Origin of the sequence: Roseobacter sp. TSBP12, from assembly GCF_009129705.1 — a bacterium.
Taxonomy (GTDB): Bacteria; Pseudomonadota; Alphaproteobacteria; order Rhodobacterales; family Rhodobacteraceae; genus Celeribacter; species Celeribacter baekdonensis_A.
The window spans coordinates 148,690-163,397 of record NZ_PYIB01000062.1; the positions used below are offsets into that span (position 1 = coordinate 148,690).

16 protein-coding genes are annotated in these 14,708 nt (G+C 56.5%); 9 read left to right on the plus strand and 7 right to left on the minus strand.

From position 1 onward, the window contains the following. Nucleotides 1–40 precede the first annotated feature (40 nt). From C8029_RS19155 to C8029_RS19165, 3 genes are all read left to right on the plus strand, one after another. A complete protein-coding gene (locus C8029_RS19155; RefSeq protein ID WP_152003522.1) occupies nt 41–1,222 on the plus strand; it encodes an aminotransferase class I/II-fold pyridoxal phosphate-dependent enzyme in 1,182 nt (393 codons plus the stop codon). Between the two features lie 10 nt (nt 1,223–1,232). After that, nucleotides 1,233–4,193: a DNA translocase FtsK gene (locus C8029_RS19160; RefSeq protein ID WP_152003523.1), complete on the plus strand. Its 2,961-nt coding sequence runs from the start codon at nt 1,233–1,235 to the stop codon at nt 4,191–4,193. 281 nt (nt 4,194–4,474) lie between these two features. Continuing rightward, nucleotides 4,475–4,888 (plus strand): LolA family protein, encoded by a 414-nt coding sequence (locus tag C8029_RS19165; RefSeq protein ID WP_353617620.1) that lies wholly within the window; start codon nt 4,475–4,477, stop codon nt 4,886–4,888. Nucleotides 4,889–4,892: 4 nt separating this feature from the next. On the opposite strand, the gene C8029_RS19170 is transcribed toward C8029_RS19165, so the two are convergent. Together C8029_RS19170 and C8029_RS19175 are read right to left on the minus strand one after the other, a co-directional pair. Continuing rightward, nucleotides 4,893–5,477: a transglycosylase SLT domain-containing protein gene (locus C8029_RS19170; protein WP_009570587.1), complete on the minus strand. Its 585-nt coding sequence runs from the start codon at nt 5,475–5,477 to the stop codon at nt 4,893–4,895. Nucleotides 5,478–5,583: 106 nt separating this feature from the next. Next, nucleotides 5,584–6,465, minus strand: coding sequence for an AEC family transporter (locus C8029_RS19175; RefSeq protein ID WP_009570588.1), 882 nt, complete (start codon nt 6,463–6,465; stop codon nt 5,584–5,586). Between the two features lie 85 nt (nt 6,466–6,550). On the opposite strand from C8029_RS19175, the gene hspQ reads away from it, so the two are divergent. After that, the gene (hspQ, locus tag C8029_RS19180) at nt 6,551–6,877 is read left to right on the plus strand and encodes a heat shock protein HspQ (protein WP_009570589.1); all 327 of its coding nucleotides are present in this window, start codon (nt 6,551–6,553) and stop codon (nt 6,875–6,877) included. Between the two features lie 24 nt (nt 6,878–6,901). On the opposite strand, the gene C8029_RS19185 is transcribed toward hspQ, so the two are convergent. Continuing rightward, complete coding sequence (locus C8029_RS19185) at nt 6,902–7,324, minus strand: ATP-binding protein (protein ID WP_157789779.1); 423 nt, start codon at nt 7,322–7,324, stop codon at nt 6,902–6,904. A gap of 58 nt (nt 7,325–7,382) precedes the next feature. Beyond that, nucleotides 7,383–7,727, minus strand: coding sequence for an STAS domain-containing protein (locus C8029_RS19190; RefSeq protein WP_009570591.1), 345 nt, complete (start codon nt 7,725–7,727; stop codon nt 7,383–7,385). Nucleotides 7,728–7,817: 90 nt separating this feature from the next. Here C8029_RS19190 and msrC point away from each other — a divergent pair, with 90 nt between their 5' ends. The 4 genes from msrC to C8029_RS19210 all read left to right on the plus strand — a co-directional run bounded on the left by msrC (nt 7,818) and on the right by C8029_RS19210 (nt 10,669). Beyond that, nucleotides 7,818–8,270: a free L-methionine (R)-S-oxide reductase MsrC gene (gene msrC, locus C8029_RS19195; protein ID WP_152003524.1), complete on the plus strand. Its 453-nt coding sequence runs from the start codon at nt 7,818–7,820 to the stop codon at nt 8,268–8,270. Between the two features lie 18 nt (nt 8,271–8,288). Continuing rightward, nucleotides 8,289–8,936 carry an RluA family pseudouridine synthase gene (locus tag C8029_RS19200; protein WP_009570593.1) on the plus strand — a complete coding sequence of 216 codons (648 nt, stop codon included), beginning with the start codon at nt 8,289–8,291 and terminating at the stop codon, nt 8,934–8,936. A gap of 105 nt (nt 8,937–9,041) precedes the next feature. Further along, on the plus strand, nt 9,042–9,695 hold the full coding sequence (locus C8029_RS19205) for a peroxiredoxin (protein ID WP_009570594.1): 654 nt from the start codon (nt 9,042–9,044) through the stop codon (nt 9,693–9,695). A gap of 77 nt (nt 9,696–9,772) precedes the next feature. After that, nucleotides 9,773–10,669 carry a glycosyltransferase family 92 protein gene (locus C8029_RS19210; protein ID WP_152003525.1) on the plus strand — a complete coding sequence of 299 codons (897 nt, stop codon included), beginning with the start codon at nt 9,773–9,775 and terminating at the stop codon, nt 10,667–10,669. A 77-nt stretch (nt 10,670–10,746) separates the two neighbouring features. Here the strand turns inward: C8029_RS19210 and pnp are convergent, their stop codons facing one another. Further along, on the minus strand, nt 10,747–12,879 hold the full coding sequence (pnp, locus tag C8029_RS19215) for a polyribonucleotide nucleotidyltransferase (protein ID WP_009570596.1): 2,133 nt from the start codon (nt 12,877–12,879) through the stop codon (nt 10,747–10,749). Nucleotides 12,880–13,119: 240 nt separating this feature from the next. On the opposite strand from pnp, the gene C8029_RS19220 reads away from it, so the two are divergent. Beyond that, a complete protein-coding gene (locus tag C8029_RS19220; RefSeq protein WP_152003526.1) occupies nt 13,120–13,857 on the plus strand; it encodes an SGNH/GDSL hydrolase family protein in 738 nt (245 codons plus the stop codon). Between the two features lie 132 nt (nt 13,858–13,989). Here the strand turns inward: C8029_RS19220 and rpsO are convergent, their stop codons facing one another. Both rpsO and C8029_RS19230 read right to left on the minus strand, forming a co-directional pair. Continuing rightward, the gene (gene rpsO, locus C8029_RS19225) at nt 13,990–14,259 is read right to left on the minus strand and encodes a 30S ribosomal protein S15 (RefSeq protein ID WP_009570598.1); all 270 of its coding nucleotides are present in this window, start codon (nt 14,257–14,259) and stop codon (nt 13,990–13,992) included. A gap of 150 nt (nt 14,260–14,409) precedes the next feature. Beyond that, complete coding sequence (locus C8029_RS19230; protein ID WP_009570599.1) at nt 14,410–14,706, minus strand: DUF5665 domain-containing protein; 297 nt, start codon at nt 14,704–14,706, stop codon at nt 14,410–14,412. Nucleotides 14,707–14,708: the final 2 nt, after the last annotated feature.

Genomic DNA, 14,708 nt, shown 5'->3' on the forward strand with positions numbered 1-14,708 from the left:
CCGGGCAAAAGATCCGGAAACACGAGGCAGTAGCAGTTTCATGACGTTTCCTGAGCGGTTTTCAAACCTGCCAGACTATGCGTTTCCGCGTTTGCGGAACCTTCTCGACGCTCATGCGCCGGGTGGTGAGGTGATGCATATGACCATTGGCGAGCCGCGCCATGCCATGCCCGATTTTATCGGCGAGGTTTTGGCCGAAAACATCGCGGGCTTTGCCAAATACCCGAACAACAACGGCTCGGATGCGTTGTTGAGCGCGATCTCAAACTGGATTGCGCGCCGCTTTGGCGTGACGGTTGATCCCGAGACCGAACTCATGGCGTTGAACGGCACCCGCGAAGGCCTGATGAACGCCTGTCTTGCGCTCTGCCCTGAGAAAAAACGTGGCAAACAGCCGGTCGTTTTGATCCCGAACCCGTTTTACCAAGTTTACGCCGTCGCCGCCGTGACCATTGGCGCCGAGCCCGTATTTGTGCCCGCCACGCGGGACACCGGGTTCTTGCCCGATTACGCCAGTTTACCAACTGAGGTGCTCGACCGTACCGCCATCGCGTATATCTGTAGCCCGTCCAACCCGCAGGGGGCCGTGGCTTCGCGCGACTATCTGCGCGCTTTGATCACCTTGGCGGAAAAGCACGATTTCAAAGTGTTTGCCGATGAATGCTATTCCGAGATCTACCGGGGCGTGCCGCCCACAGGTGCGCTTGATGTCGCGCGCGAATTGGGGGCTGATCCCGAACGCGTGGTGATTTTTCATTCCCTGTCGAAACGCTCCAACCTTCCGGGGCTGCGGTCCGGGTTTGTCGCCTCTGGTCCGCAAAACATACACCATATCCGCCGTTTGCGCGCCTATGCCGGCGCGCCGCTTCCCGGTCCGATCCAAGCGGTGTCCGCGCGGGTTTGGGCCGATGAGGATCACGTCATCTCTTCGCGCGCGCTTTATGCGGAGAAATTCGACATGGCCGATGAGGTGTTTTCTGGCATCGACGGTGCCGCCGCCCCTGAGGCCGGGTTTTTCCTCTGGCTGCCCGTCAAGGATGGCGAAGAGGCGGCGATGAGGCTTTGGACGGAAACCGGCGTTCGGGTTTTGCCCGGCGCATATCTTTCGAGGGACGTGGATGGGGAAAACCCCGGCGCGTCATATATCAGGGTCGCGCTTGTGGCCCCAATCAACGAGACACGGCGCGGGCTGATCATGCTTCGCGACTGTTTGTACACATAAAGAGGCAGGCATGGCATCCTATCAGGCACGTGGTCGCGATCCGCTTTTCGACAGAAACACCCAAGCCGTTTTGGAACGGCGGGGGAAGGAACTTATTGGGCTTGGCCTGATCATCGCGGGAGTTTTGTTTGCCCTGATGCTCGGCTCCTATGTGCCCGAAGATCCAAGTTGGCTGTCCGCCACCGACGCGCCTGTGCGCAATGTTTTGGGTCGGTTCGGCGCTTCGATTGCCTCGCCTTTGATGATCATTGTGGGTGCCGCCTCTTGGGGATTCCCTCTGGCGTTTCTGGCGTGGGGGCTACGGTTTGTCCTGCATCGTGGGGCGGAGCGCGCGCTGACGCGGGCCGTGTTTGTGCCCATCGCCATTGCCGTGGCGGCGGTCTATGCCTCGACCCATGCCTCCACCGCGCCACAAAGTTTTGGCGGCCTGTTCGGGGATACGGTATTGGCCGCATTGATCCAAATTCTGCCTTTAGGACAGGGGTTTAGCCTTAAGGCTCTTTCTGTCCTGTCGTTTTTTGGCACGCTTGCCCTGATGCTGTTCGCCTTTGGGTTTGTTGTCCGCGAATTGCTGGCGGGTGGGCGGTTTTTGCTGATCGGTGTTGTGTCGCTCTATGCACTGGTGTTGCACCTCTTGGGGCGTAGCGCACGCGGGTCGGTGACGGTCGGGCAACGTTTGGCCCAAAATGCTGCGCAACGTCGCGATGAGCGCCGCCAAGCTGCCGCCGAACTTGCCGAATTTGAAGCGGCTCAGGCCGTGCAGGCTCAGCCGCGACCGGGCCGCGTGTTGCGTGCGCCGATGCCGGAAACCGCACCACAGGCCGCGGCTCATCCCGCGGAATATGACGCCAAGCCCTCGCTGTTCGCCAAGATGCCGGGGCTGTTGAAACGCACCGCACCTGACGATTTGGAACCGGAATTGATCGAACGCGACGAGGCCCCGGATGTTTATGTTGCGCCGGGTCAGGACGATCGCATTCGCTCCAAAATCGCCAATGTGATCAGCGCCCGGTCGCGTGTTGGGTCGCGTGAGGCTCCGGCTGTGGCGGAGCGCATTGAGCCGCCGCTCACCGCCGCACAAAAGGCCGCTGCGAAATACAAAAAGGGTCCGAAGCCGATGATCTTGGCGCAAGCCGAGCGGCCGCAGCCGGTGGTTACCCCCTATGTGGAAACCTATGCGGAGGGCAGTTTTGAGAATGACGCTTATGCTGATCCCTTTGCCTCTGATGAGTATAACTATGAGGCCGCCGACAGCTTTGCTGGGGAGGCCTATCCCGAGGTCGAAGAGATTGAAACTCCGGAGTATCTGAGCGCGCAGCCGCAACGCTATGAACCGCCAAAACCCGCAGCCCCCGAGGCCAAGCGTGTGGTGCAACATCCGGTACGCAAGCCTGTTGCCCAGTCGAAACAGGCGCAAGCCGAGGCCCAACCTGCGTTGAAATTCGACCCGAAAGAGGCGCAATACGAAGTGCCGCCGCTGTCCTTGTTGGACAACCCGGTCAATATCGTGCGTCACACGCTTTCGGATGAAGCGTTGGAAGAAAACGCGCGGATGTTGGAAAGCGTGTTGGACGATTACGGCGTCAAAGGGGAGATCGTTTCGGTGCGCCCCGGCCCGGTTGTCACCATGTATGAACTTGAACCCGCGCCGGGTCTCAAAGCCTCGCGGGTGATCGGCCTCTCCGACGACATCGCGCGCTCTATGTCGGCGCTCTCCGCGCGTGTGTCCACGGTGCCGGGGCGGTCGGTGATCGGGATCGAATTGCCCAATGATCACCGCGAAATGGTCAGCTTTCGCGAAATCCTGTCGACCCGCGATTATGGTGATGGCAAATTGTCCCTGCCTTTGGCATTGGGCAAAGACATCGGCGGCGATCCGGTTGTCACCAACCTTGCCAAAATGCCTCACCTTTTGATCGCTGGGACCACCGGCTCCGGGAAATCCGTGGCGATCAACACGATGATCCTCTCATTGCTCTATCGGCTCACGCCAGAGGAATGCCGCTTGATCATGATCGACCCGAAGATGTTGGAACTTTCCGTTTATGATGGCATTCCACACCTTCTGTCGCCGGTTGTGACCGATCCGAAAAAGGCCGTGGTCGCGCTCAAATGGGCCGTGGCGGAGATGGAAGATCGCTACCGCAAAATGTCCAAAATGGGCGTGCGTAACATCGACGGCTATAACGGTCGGGTCAAAGAAGCGCTGGCCAAAGGCGAGCTGTTTTCGCGCACCGTTCAAACCGGGTTTGACGATGAAACGGGCGACCCGATCTTTGAAACCGACGAGTTTCAGCCCGAAACCCTGCCCTATATCGTCGTCATCGTCGACGAGATGGCCGACCTGATGATGGTTGCGGGCAAAGAGATCGAAGCCTGTATTCAACGTCTTGCCCAGATGGCGCGGGCCTCTGGCATCCACTTGATCATGGCAACGCAGCGCCCGTCAGTCGACGTCATCACCGGCACGATCAAAGCCAACTTTCCGACCCGTATTTCGTTCCAGGTGACATCGAAAATCGACAGTCGCACGATTTTGGGGGAACAGGGGGCCGAGCAACTCCTTGGCATGGGCGACATGTTGTATATGGCGGGCGGCGGTAAAATCCAACGCTGCCACGCGCCGTTTGTCTCCGACGAAGAGGTCGAAAAAATCGTCTCGTATCTCAAAGCCTACGGCCCGCCTGATTACGTTGGCGGCGTGGTTGAGGGGCCGGATGCGGATAAGGAAAGCGACATTGACGCGGTGTTGGGCCTGTCCGGCGGTAATACCGACTCGGAAGATGCGCTGTATGACACGGCCGTGGCCATCGTCATCAAGGACCGCAAATGTTCGACCTCCTACATCCAGCGCAAACTGGCCATTGGCTATAACAAAGCGGCGCGTTTGGTGGAGCAAATGGAAGACGAAGGCGTGGTTTCCTCGGCCAACCATGTCGGGAAACGCGAAATTCTTGTTCCTGAACAATGACATATCACATCACGTCAAAATCCGCGTGATGTGATCTAAAGAGAGGTGAAAGGGCGTGCGCAAAGGCGTATATGTGAGGGCATGAAACGCTTTATCACCGCTCTTGCGCCCGCCGCCCTGATTGCTTTTTCCGTTGCTGCCCCGGCAGTGGCGGAGAAATTGTCGCTTGGAACCCTGTCGAACTACCTCAATGGCCTGTCCACGGTTCAGGCGGATTTTACCCAGACCAACGATGACGGATCACGCTCTTCCGGCAGTTTGACGCTCAACGTCCGGGGCGGATGCGCCTGTCCTATGGCGGGGAAAATGATCCGCTTGTTTTGGGGGCGGGCGGCCAGGTTGCCATTTTTGATCCGGGTTCAAACGAACCGCCACAGCGCTTTCCCATGGCGCAGACGCCACTTTCGTTGATCCTGGCGCGCAATGTTGACCTGTCAAAGGCGCGGATGGTGGTGTCGCACACCGAGGTCAATGGTGACACGGTGGTGCGCGCCCAGGACCCGGATCACCCGGAATATGGCTCGATTGATTTGATTTTCAGTGCCACGCCCATCTTGAAAGCCTGGGTCATTCATGATCAGAACGGTGGCGAGACAACCGTTCAACTCACCAAGATGACGCTTGGTGGATCGGTGTCAGACAGCGCGTTCAACATCCGGTCCGAAGCCAAACGGCGCGGTACGCCGATCGACTGAAAGTTTAGAGCTTACGACAGGACATCAACTGTTGGCGATAGGTGGTGGATCGTGCGCCGACTTCGGTGGACACACGCATCAACCATGGTTTCGCGCGGTAACTGCCACGGGCATAGCCGGTTCGGCCCTCGTGATACGCGAGGTATTGCGATGTGGCATCCTGCTTTGAAATGCCCAAAACCGACGTGGATTTATCCATGTACCAGCCCATGAAATCGGTCGCGTCCTGGATGCGATCCCGTTTGGCCCCCCAGCGATTTTGTTCACGGCGATACTCATCCCAAGTGGCATCCAGTGCCTGTGCATATCCGTAGGCTGAACTTTGACGCCCCATCGGGATCACGCCAAGCACGAACCGATAGGGGGTGCGGGCGTTGCCGATAAATTTGCTTTCTTGGTAGAACGTCGCCATTTGCACGTTCACCGGAATGCCCCATTTGCGTTCGGTGGCCTTCATCGCCCGAAGATAGGTGGGGCGTTGGGATACGATGGCGCAGGCGTTTTCGAGTTCCCGAGGGGCGGAGAAATTGCCGCTGCCGCAAGCCGAGACCAACAAAAGTAATGCCACTGCGCGAAGACGTCTGCTCATGTCTGCCTCTCGCTTTTTTGTTTTGTAAGAGAATAGCGGATTTGGGCGCGGTGTGAAATGTCTTTCCCGTGATGTTTGCGACGAAAGGCGGGCATGGAGTCGCGAGTTAAATGACGATGGCCAACAGGATTGGCAAATACAGGACCGAGAGAAGCGTTGAGGCGACAACAAGCGCGGCCACCGCGTCAGAATCGGCACCGTATTTTTCCGCCAACATATAGGAGGTCACAGCGACGGGCGTGGCGATTTGGACCACGAGCACGGCAAATGCAATGGGGTCGAGGTGGAAATAGCGACCCGCCAGCGCCGCGATTCCGGCGCAGAGGATGACCTTGGCCACGGCGATGATGCCCGCTCGACCAAGCCCGTGTGGGTGCAACCGCGCCACGGCAACCCCAAGCGTGATCAACATGATCGGAATGGCGACTTGGCCCAAGAGTTCGAGTGTGTTCATCGCGAATTTGGGCAGGGTCCAGCCTTGCCACAAAAACAGCGCGCCAAGGGCGGTGGCCCAGACCAAAGGTTCCTTGAACGCTTTCGCAGGAGAGCCGCCACCCGCCGTCACATAGACGCCAAAGGTAAAGGACCACAACGCCATCACAGCGAACACCACCACAGCATAACTCAACCCCGTTTCACCAAAGGCGAAGAGGGCAAGCGGCAGGCCAAGGTTGCCGGTGTTGCCGAAAATCAGCGGGGCCAAGAATGTACGACTGTCGAGTTTGAACAGTTTTACCGCCAGATAGGCGGCCAACGTCACCCCCGCATAAGCGGCGACCGCAGCGAAAGACAGAGCGGTCAAAGCGGCGGGTTCAATATCGGCTTTGACCAAAGCGGTAAAGATCAGTGCCGGGACCGAGAGTGTCATTGTCAGCTTGGTCACGAATTCCAAACGGTATTCATGACCGGTCTTCACCCAGGTGAACCCGACCAGTGCCAAAAGGAAAACCGGCGACACGATTTCAAGCACTGTTAGAACGAGGTTCACAGACTGTTTCCCATTTCTTTGCCCGTCCCCCGTGGACAGTCGCCATTTTTACGGTCTACTAACCGTTTATGGGGGTTGCAACGTCATGATGACATCACGTGCCAAATATCATCTTGGGCAAGTTGTCTGCCACAAGCAACATCGCTTTCGGGGCGTGATCTTTGACGTGGATGCGATGTTCTCGAACACCCAAGAATGGTATGATGCCATTCCCGAAGACAGCAGGCCCCATAAAGACCAACCCTTTTATCATCTGCTCGCTGAAAATGACCAAAGCTATTATGTAGCCTATGTGTCTGAGCAGAATCTTGTTGCAGATTATTCCGGTGTTCCGGTTGAGCATCCCGATCTGTCAGATCTGTTCGGTCCGTTTGAGGACGGGTCCTACCCGCTGCATTTTCAGCTTAACTGAAGCATGTGGGTCAGGTGACAAGGCTTAGTTGAGGCGACCGATGGACATGCGAAAAGAGAGGCGATTTTGGCCTTCTTCATGTGTGTACTCCAAATCATGCGCCAATTCCCGGATCAGAAACCAACCAAACCCACCCTCAGGAAGATCGGCAACGTCGCAATTGAGGTCGCATTGCATCCCCAGTGGCGGTTCGCCATTTGGCATCATTGCCCCGGTGTCGATGACGGTACACCATAGCCCGGCTGTGGTTTGCGACAGTTGAATTTCAATGATGCCCGCCTCATTCCCACGATAGGCATGTTCGACGATATTATTGAGGATTTCTGCCAAAACGAGTTCAAGACTGGCAAGTTCGTCGGAGGAAAATCCGATCGGTCCAAGGCCATTTTTGATGCTTTTCAATCCGCGCCGAACGGCGTTTTCTCGTGCGGGAAGAATGATCCTCAACTCATTTTCTTTCGATTGCGGGGCGACACGCCGGACCACTTTGCTTTGTAGATTGCCCTCAGGACGCATTCGCGACGCCCTCCACCGCCGTGGAGACGCTGTCGTGAATGGTGAATACGGTGTCCATGCGAGTCAGGTGGAATACCCGTTGCACGGTTGGATGAAGAGCCGCGAGTTCCAGACGTTGCCCGTGGCGCACGGCTTTCAATGCAGCAACCACAGCACCAAGACCGGAACTGTCGAGGAATTCAACATTGCCGAGGTCCAAAATGATGCGAGAGGGACCAGCCTCACTCAATCCACGCATCTCATCCTTAAACTGGATCGCGCAGGCGGCATCAATCCGGTTTTCATCAACGCATACGACACGCACATCCTCAAAATCCTGATGGTTCAGTTTCATCTGCGATACCTTTGCTCTTCCGATGAGATGAAACTACGATCCAAATATTACCAATGAGTTTGCACAGACGCGAAAAATGGAGAAAATCACATGGATTATGCCGCTTTGTCGGATCGGATCAAAAGTCTCTGCGAAGGCGAAGAGGATATGGTCGCTTTGATGGCAACGTTTGCGTGCGAAGTGCACCTATCAGATGATCGATTCGATTGGACTGGATTTTACCGCGTTGTTTCCAAAGACCTTTTAAAGATCGGGCCTTATCAAGGCGGACATGGATGTCTTGTGATTCCGTTTTCTCGAGGCGTCTGTGGCGCCTGTACGCGCACTGGCGAGGCCCAGTTGGTTGAAGACGTCGAGGCCTTTGAGGGCCATATCGCCTGTTCGTCCACAACGCGTTCTGAAATTGTCCTGCCTGTGCGAAATGCAAAAGGCACGCTTCTTGGCGTCTTTGATATCGACAGCAATCTGCCTGCCGCGTTCACGCAAGAGGATGTGATGGCACTGAGCGAAATCCTCGACGACACCTTTGCCTCTTGCGCATAGCCATGCTATCGCCGCGCCATGGATACCATCTACGCCCCGCCGCAAGATCCGCTTAAAATCATCCACATGGATCATGAAATCCTTGTGGTCGATAAGCCTGCGGGGCTCTTGTCGGTGCCAGGCAAGGGAGAACACCTTGCCGATTGCCTGATCGCGCGGATCAAGGCGGTGTTTCCGGAGGTTTTGCTGATCCATCGTTTGGACCGCGACACCTCTGGCGTGATGATCTTTGCGCTCACGCCTCATGCGCAACGTCACATTGGTTTGCAATTTGAGAAACGTCAGACCAAAAAGACCTATGTCGCCTGGGTTCAGGGCCATATTGCGGAGAAAACCGGCACGGTTGATCTGCCGCTGATCGTCGATTGGCCCAATCGTCCGCGTCAGATGGTGGATCATGAAAACGGTAAGCAGGCCATCACCGATTGGCGTGTGGTCCGCTATACTGAAGATCAAACACGCGTTCGCCTTATGCCCAAAACCGGACGTTCGCATCAGTTGCGTGTGCATATGTTGGCGTTGGGGCACCCAATCATGGGTGATCCGTTTTACGCCACCGGAGTCGCACGCGTGGCTCCGCGTTTGATGCTGCATGCCGAGCAATTACGCTTGCGTCACCCTGACGGCGGGGCGGGGCTGTCCTTTACCGCTAAATGCCCGTTTTGACAAAGCCCGAGTAATTTTGTCGCGGGGCGGATCAGAAGGGTGTAAAACCCATTTTTAGAACCTATCTAAACTTACGAACCACGCATTTACTCAAAGGAGAAAACCATGGGCCTTCGCATCAATGACATTGTTCCCAATCTGACCGTGACCACCGACCAAGGTGAGATCACTTTGCACGACTGGATCGGCGACAGCTGGGCGGTGATTTTCTCCCACCCGAAAGATTTTACACCCGTCTGCACCACCGAATTTGGCGCTGTGGCACAGCTTGCCGACGAATGGGCGGCGCGCAACACCAAGGTGCTTGGCGTGTCTGTGGATGGCGTTGAAGAGCACAAGGGCTGGAAAGCCGACATCGAATCCTTTGCGAGCGCCAAAGCGGGCTTCCCGATTGTGGCGGACACCGATCTGGCCCTGTCCAAAGCCTTCGACATGCTCCCGGCTGAGGCCTATCTTCCGGATGGCCGTACCCCCGCAGACACCGCCACTGTGCGTTCCGTCTTTATCATTTCGCCGGATAAGAAAGTTCAGTTGATGATGACCTATCCGATGTCCGTGGGCCGGAACTTTGCCGAAATCCTGCGCGCTTTGGACGGTCTTCAAAAGACGTTTGGCGTGCCTTTGGCGACCCCTGCGAACTGGACCATCGGCCAAGACGTGATTGTCGCGACCTCTTTGGATGACGCGGCTGCGACCGAAAAATACGGCACGCTGGACAAAAAACTGCCCTACTTGCGGTTTGCCAAAGACCCAAAGTAAGGGTCTAACACAGCTTAAATTCGCCCCTGTTCGCCTGTGCCATTCTTTCTTATGGTGCTCGCGAATAGGGGTTTTTTATGCTGTCATTTCTGCGCCGGACCAAATCCATCTCCCGCATCGCGCTTGATCCGCCGGTGCCTTTGCCGGATCGCTCAGGTCTCGCCCTTGTCGTGATCGTCAAAAACGAAGCGGCCCATATCGGCGAATGGGCGCGGTTTCACCTGCGCGCCGGGGTGTCGCATGTCTATGTCTATGACAATGGCTCGACGGACACGACATTGGTCGAAATGGTCGCTGCCATCGGGGTGCAACACATGACGGTGGTTCCGTGGGATCAAAAGCTGCGTGATGGCGTCACAGGTGCGGAAATCCACAACCAAGTGCTGGCCTACGCCCATGCGGTGCGCAATTTTGGTGCGGCCTATCGGTGGATGTCCTTCATCGACGTGGATGAATTCCTCGTTCCAAAATCCGCCGATACTTTGCCCGATTGCCTTGCGCATCTGGAGGGAGAAACCAACATCTCGCTGCCATGGCATATGTTCGGTCGCAACGGCTTTGAGGCCGCGCCTGAGGGCGGGATAATCGCCAATTACACCCGCCGTCACCCGGACCCGATGAGCCCGTTGAAAGGCATGTGCAATTTCAAAATGATCGTCGACCCTTGCCATGTCACCGCGATCAAGGTGCATTCGGTCGAGACGGACGGATCAACCGCAAGCGTCAACGACACAGGCACACGCGCCGCCGCCGGGGATCGTAAAAAACCGAGTTTCTATTCCGCCGATCACATCCAACTGAACCACTATTACACCCGCTCCAATGCCGAACTTCACGCCAAAATCAATCGCGGCTCCAACATGACCCAAGACGAGGCCGACCATAAACGCCGCGTCATGCGCAAGGTCGATCAGATCGAGGCGGAGAGTGTCGAGGATCTGGCGGCGAAGCGGTGGTTTGGCGCGCGCCCCTAGCTTTATTGCAGCGTAAATACTCAAACAAAAAGCCCCGCCAAAAGCGGGGCTTCTCTTATGTCTAACCAAAGAGCTGATTACTCAGCGACTTCCTCGGTCACGCCTTCTTCGCCAGTCGTTTGATCGACCATTTTCATGCCGAGGCGCACTTTGCCGCGGTCATCAAAGCCCAGAAGTTTCACGTAAACGTCCTGACCTTCTTTGAGAACGTCGGACGGGTGATTCAGGCGGCGGTTTTCGATCTGGGAGACGTGCACAAGGCCGTCACGCTTGCCAAAGAAGTTCACGAACGCGCCGAAATCGACGAGTTTCACAACCTTGCCTTTGTAGACCTTGCCTTCTTCCGGCTCTGCGACGATCGAATAGATCATGTCGTAGGCTTTCTGGATGGCTTCACCGTTGGCGGAGGCGATTTTGATGATGCCGTCGTCGTTGATGTCGACTTTTGCGCCGGACATTTCAACGATTTCGCGGATCACTTTACCGCCGGAGCCGATCACTTCGCGGATTTTATCAACCGGGATCTGCATGGTTTCGATGCGCGGAGCGTGGGCGGAGAATGCGCCAGCGCCGGACAGCGATTTGTTCATCTCGCCGAGGATGTGCAAACGACCTGCTTTCGCCTGAGCGAGCGCTTGTTTCATGATCTCAGGCGTGATGCCCGCGACCTTGATGTCCATTTGCAAGGAGGTGATGCCGGCTTCGGTGCCAGCGACTTTAAAGTCCATGTCACCCAAGTGATCTTCGTCACCCAAGATGTCGGTCAGGATGGCGAATTCGCCATCGTCTTCCAACACCAGACCCATGGCCACACCAGCCACAGCGGCTTTGAGCGGCACACCAGCGTCCATCATCGACAAGGAGCCACCGCACACAGACGCCATGGAGGACGAGCCGTTGGATTCGGTGATCTCAGACACGATGCGGATCGTGTAGGGGAAATCGGTGGCAGCGGGCAGAACGGCCTGAAGGGCGCGCCATGCGAGTTTGCCGTGGCCGATTTCGCGACGACCCGGAGAGCCAACACGACCCACTTCGCCCACAGAGTACGGAGGGAAGTTGTAGTGCAGCAGGAAGTTGGATTTGAAGTTGCCATGCAGCGCGTCGATGAACTGTTCGTCATCGCCGGTGCCCAGCGTGGTCACAACCAAGCCCTGCGTTTCACCACGGGTGAACAAGGCAGAGCCGTGGGTGCGCGGCAAAAGACCGGTTTCGCAAACGATCGGGCGGACCTGATCCAATGCACGACCGTCGATGCGCTTGCCCTCTTTCACCACAGTGCCGCGAAGCACGGAGGATTCGAGCTTTTTCAATGCAGAGCCGAGGTTTTCATCGGCCAGCTGGTCCTCAGTGAGGGTGGCTTTGATGTCGTCCTTGGCGGCAGACACCGCAGCAACGCGTTCTTGCTTGTCGGTGATCGCATAAGCGGCGCGCATTTTGTCTTCGCCTGCCGCTTTCACGGCGGCGAACAGCTCGGCATAATTCGGCACAGCGAATTCAAACGGCTCTTTCGCGCAATCTTCGGCCAGATCAATGATCAGGTCGATGACCGGCTGGATTTGCTCATGGGCAAAGGTCACAGCGCCGAGCATTTCATCCTCGGACAGCTCATAGGCTTCCGATTCCACCATCATCACGGCGTCTTTGGTGCCCGCAACAACAAGGTCCAAACGCTGCTCAGGGTTCGAGCGCAGGTTCTGCATGTCGTCGACTTCGGGGTTGAGGATGTATTCGCCATCCACAAAACCAACGCGACACCCGGCAATCGGGCCACGGAACGGCGCGCCGGAAATGGTCAGAGCGGCGGAGGCGGCGATCATTGCAACGACGTCCGGGTCATTGACCAGATCGTGCGACAGAACCGTACACATCACGAGGACTTCGTTTTTGAAGCCTGGCACAAACAGCGGGCGGATCGGACGGTCGATCAGACGCGCCGTCAGCGTCTCTTTTTCCGTCGGACGTGCTTCGCGTTTGAAAAAGCCACCCGGAACTTTACCGGCGGCATAGTATTTCTCTTGGTAGTGAACCGTCAGCGGAAAGAAATCCTGCCCCGGTTTTTGTGCCTTTGCAAAGGTCACGTTGGCCATGACCGAGGTTTCGCCAAGGGTGGCGATCACGGTGCCATCGGCCTGACGGGCAATCTTGCCCGTTTCCAGTGTCAGCGTCTCTTCGCCCCACTGGATCGATTTTTTCACTTCGTTGAACATCAAGTGTATCCTACTTGGGAGCTCTCCCGCCCCTGCGGGTCTCCCGATTGATTGGCGGCCCCATTGCCGCCGACCCCTCTATCCTAATCTCACAACGCCGGGGTCATTGCGTCACGTCTCAGATGAATCCGCCCATACAGCAATTCCTTGGTTTTGTAAAAGACTTCGTTCTGGCTGACGCATCCCAAAATTGACATAAACGCGTGCAAAACATAGTTAGAATCCCCCACGAGGTTTTAAGTGCAATTGAAATCCGGTTTTTATGGCCTGCTGGCCGCCCTTTTGTGTGCGCTATCTCTAGTCGGCGCGCCTCGCGATGCATGGGCCCAATCCACGCAAGAGACCGCGGCAGAGGATGAGGCCGCGCGCATTCTCGCCATAGGCGACTCCATGATGGCGTGGCATATGATTTCCGGCAATTCGATCGCGGATGCTCTGTCTGACGCGTTGGGTGAGCCCGTGGTCAACCGCTCTGTTGCGGGGGCGCGGATCATTTATGGCCTGCCGATCACTGGTGCGCTTGGGCTTAAAATCGCCAAACAATACCATGGCAAGCCGTGGGATTGGGTGGTGGTCAATGGCGGAGGCAATGATCTTTGGCTGGGCTGTGGCTGTGGCAAATGTGAGCGCAAGATCAACCGTATGGTGGCGAAAAGCGGCACCAGTGGCGACATTCCGCAGTTGATTACACGAATCCGTAAAACCGGCGCGCGCGTGGTCTTTGTCGGCTATCTGCGCAGTCCTGGCGTCGATTCCATCATCGACGCGTGTCGCCCGTCGGGTGACGCGCTTGAGGCGCGCCTGGTACAGATGGCAGAGCAGATGGACGGGGTCTATTTTCTCTCCATCGCCGATCTCGTGCCTGATGGGGACCGCTCCTTTCACGGGGCAGACATGATCCACCCATCGAAGAAAGGGTCAAAAGCCATCGGGCGTATGGTGGCCGATCTCATTCGACAGGTCGATGAAAGTCGCTAGAGGCCGCTGAACCCCATAAAAAATCCCCCGGTTTCCCGGAGGATTTGTAAAATGCAAAGCGAAACCGCCCACACAACGCCTGAACGATATCCCATAGGGAGGCGTAAGGCGCGGGGGCGATCTGCTTTTGGCTTAGCGACGCAGGCCCAGACGTTCGATGAGGGACTGGTAACGGGACTCGTCTTTGCCTTTGACGTAGTCGAGCAGCTTGCGGCGCTGTGCGACCATCATCAAAAGACCACGACGGCCGTGGTTGTCTTTTTTGTGGATTTTGAAGTGCTCGGTGAGCGTGGCAATGCGCGAGGACAGAATGGCAACCTGAACTTCAGGCGAACCGGTGTCGCCCTCTTTGGTTGCGAATTCTTTCATCAGCCGTGCTTTTTCTTCAGCAGTAATCGACATCGGGGTCTCCTTTAAGATCAAAGGGTTATGGCACAGGCCGGGATGTCGTCCAGCAAGGCCCTTGGAGGGTGTTCTCAATCCGATCAACTGAGAATAGGCGCACTTAGTCGGATTCTGTCAAAAAGGAAAGGGGTTTGTGAGTCAGTTCTATTATTGGCCTGCACCCGCCTTTGCTGTTTCGTTCATGATCTCTGTTGCCATTTGCTTGGCCCATTCGCCGACAATCGGCACGACTTCCATTTGATTGAGAACATATCCCACAATCGACACAAGAATGGTGGCCCCTGCCACAGAGCCAAAGCCAAAGGCCAAGCCGCGCAGAAACTGAAACCACATCAATTTCCAATAAGAATCATGAATACGCACAAATTTATGCCGGTTAAAACGCGCCACCTCTTCGCGCAGCCCCTTGATATTGCTCGATAAGGTTTCGGTGTCGTCCGTCATGC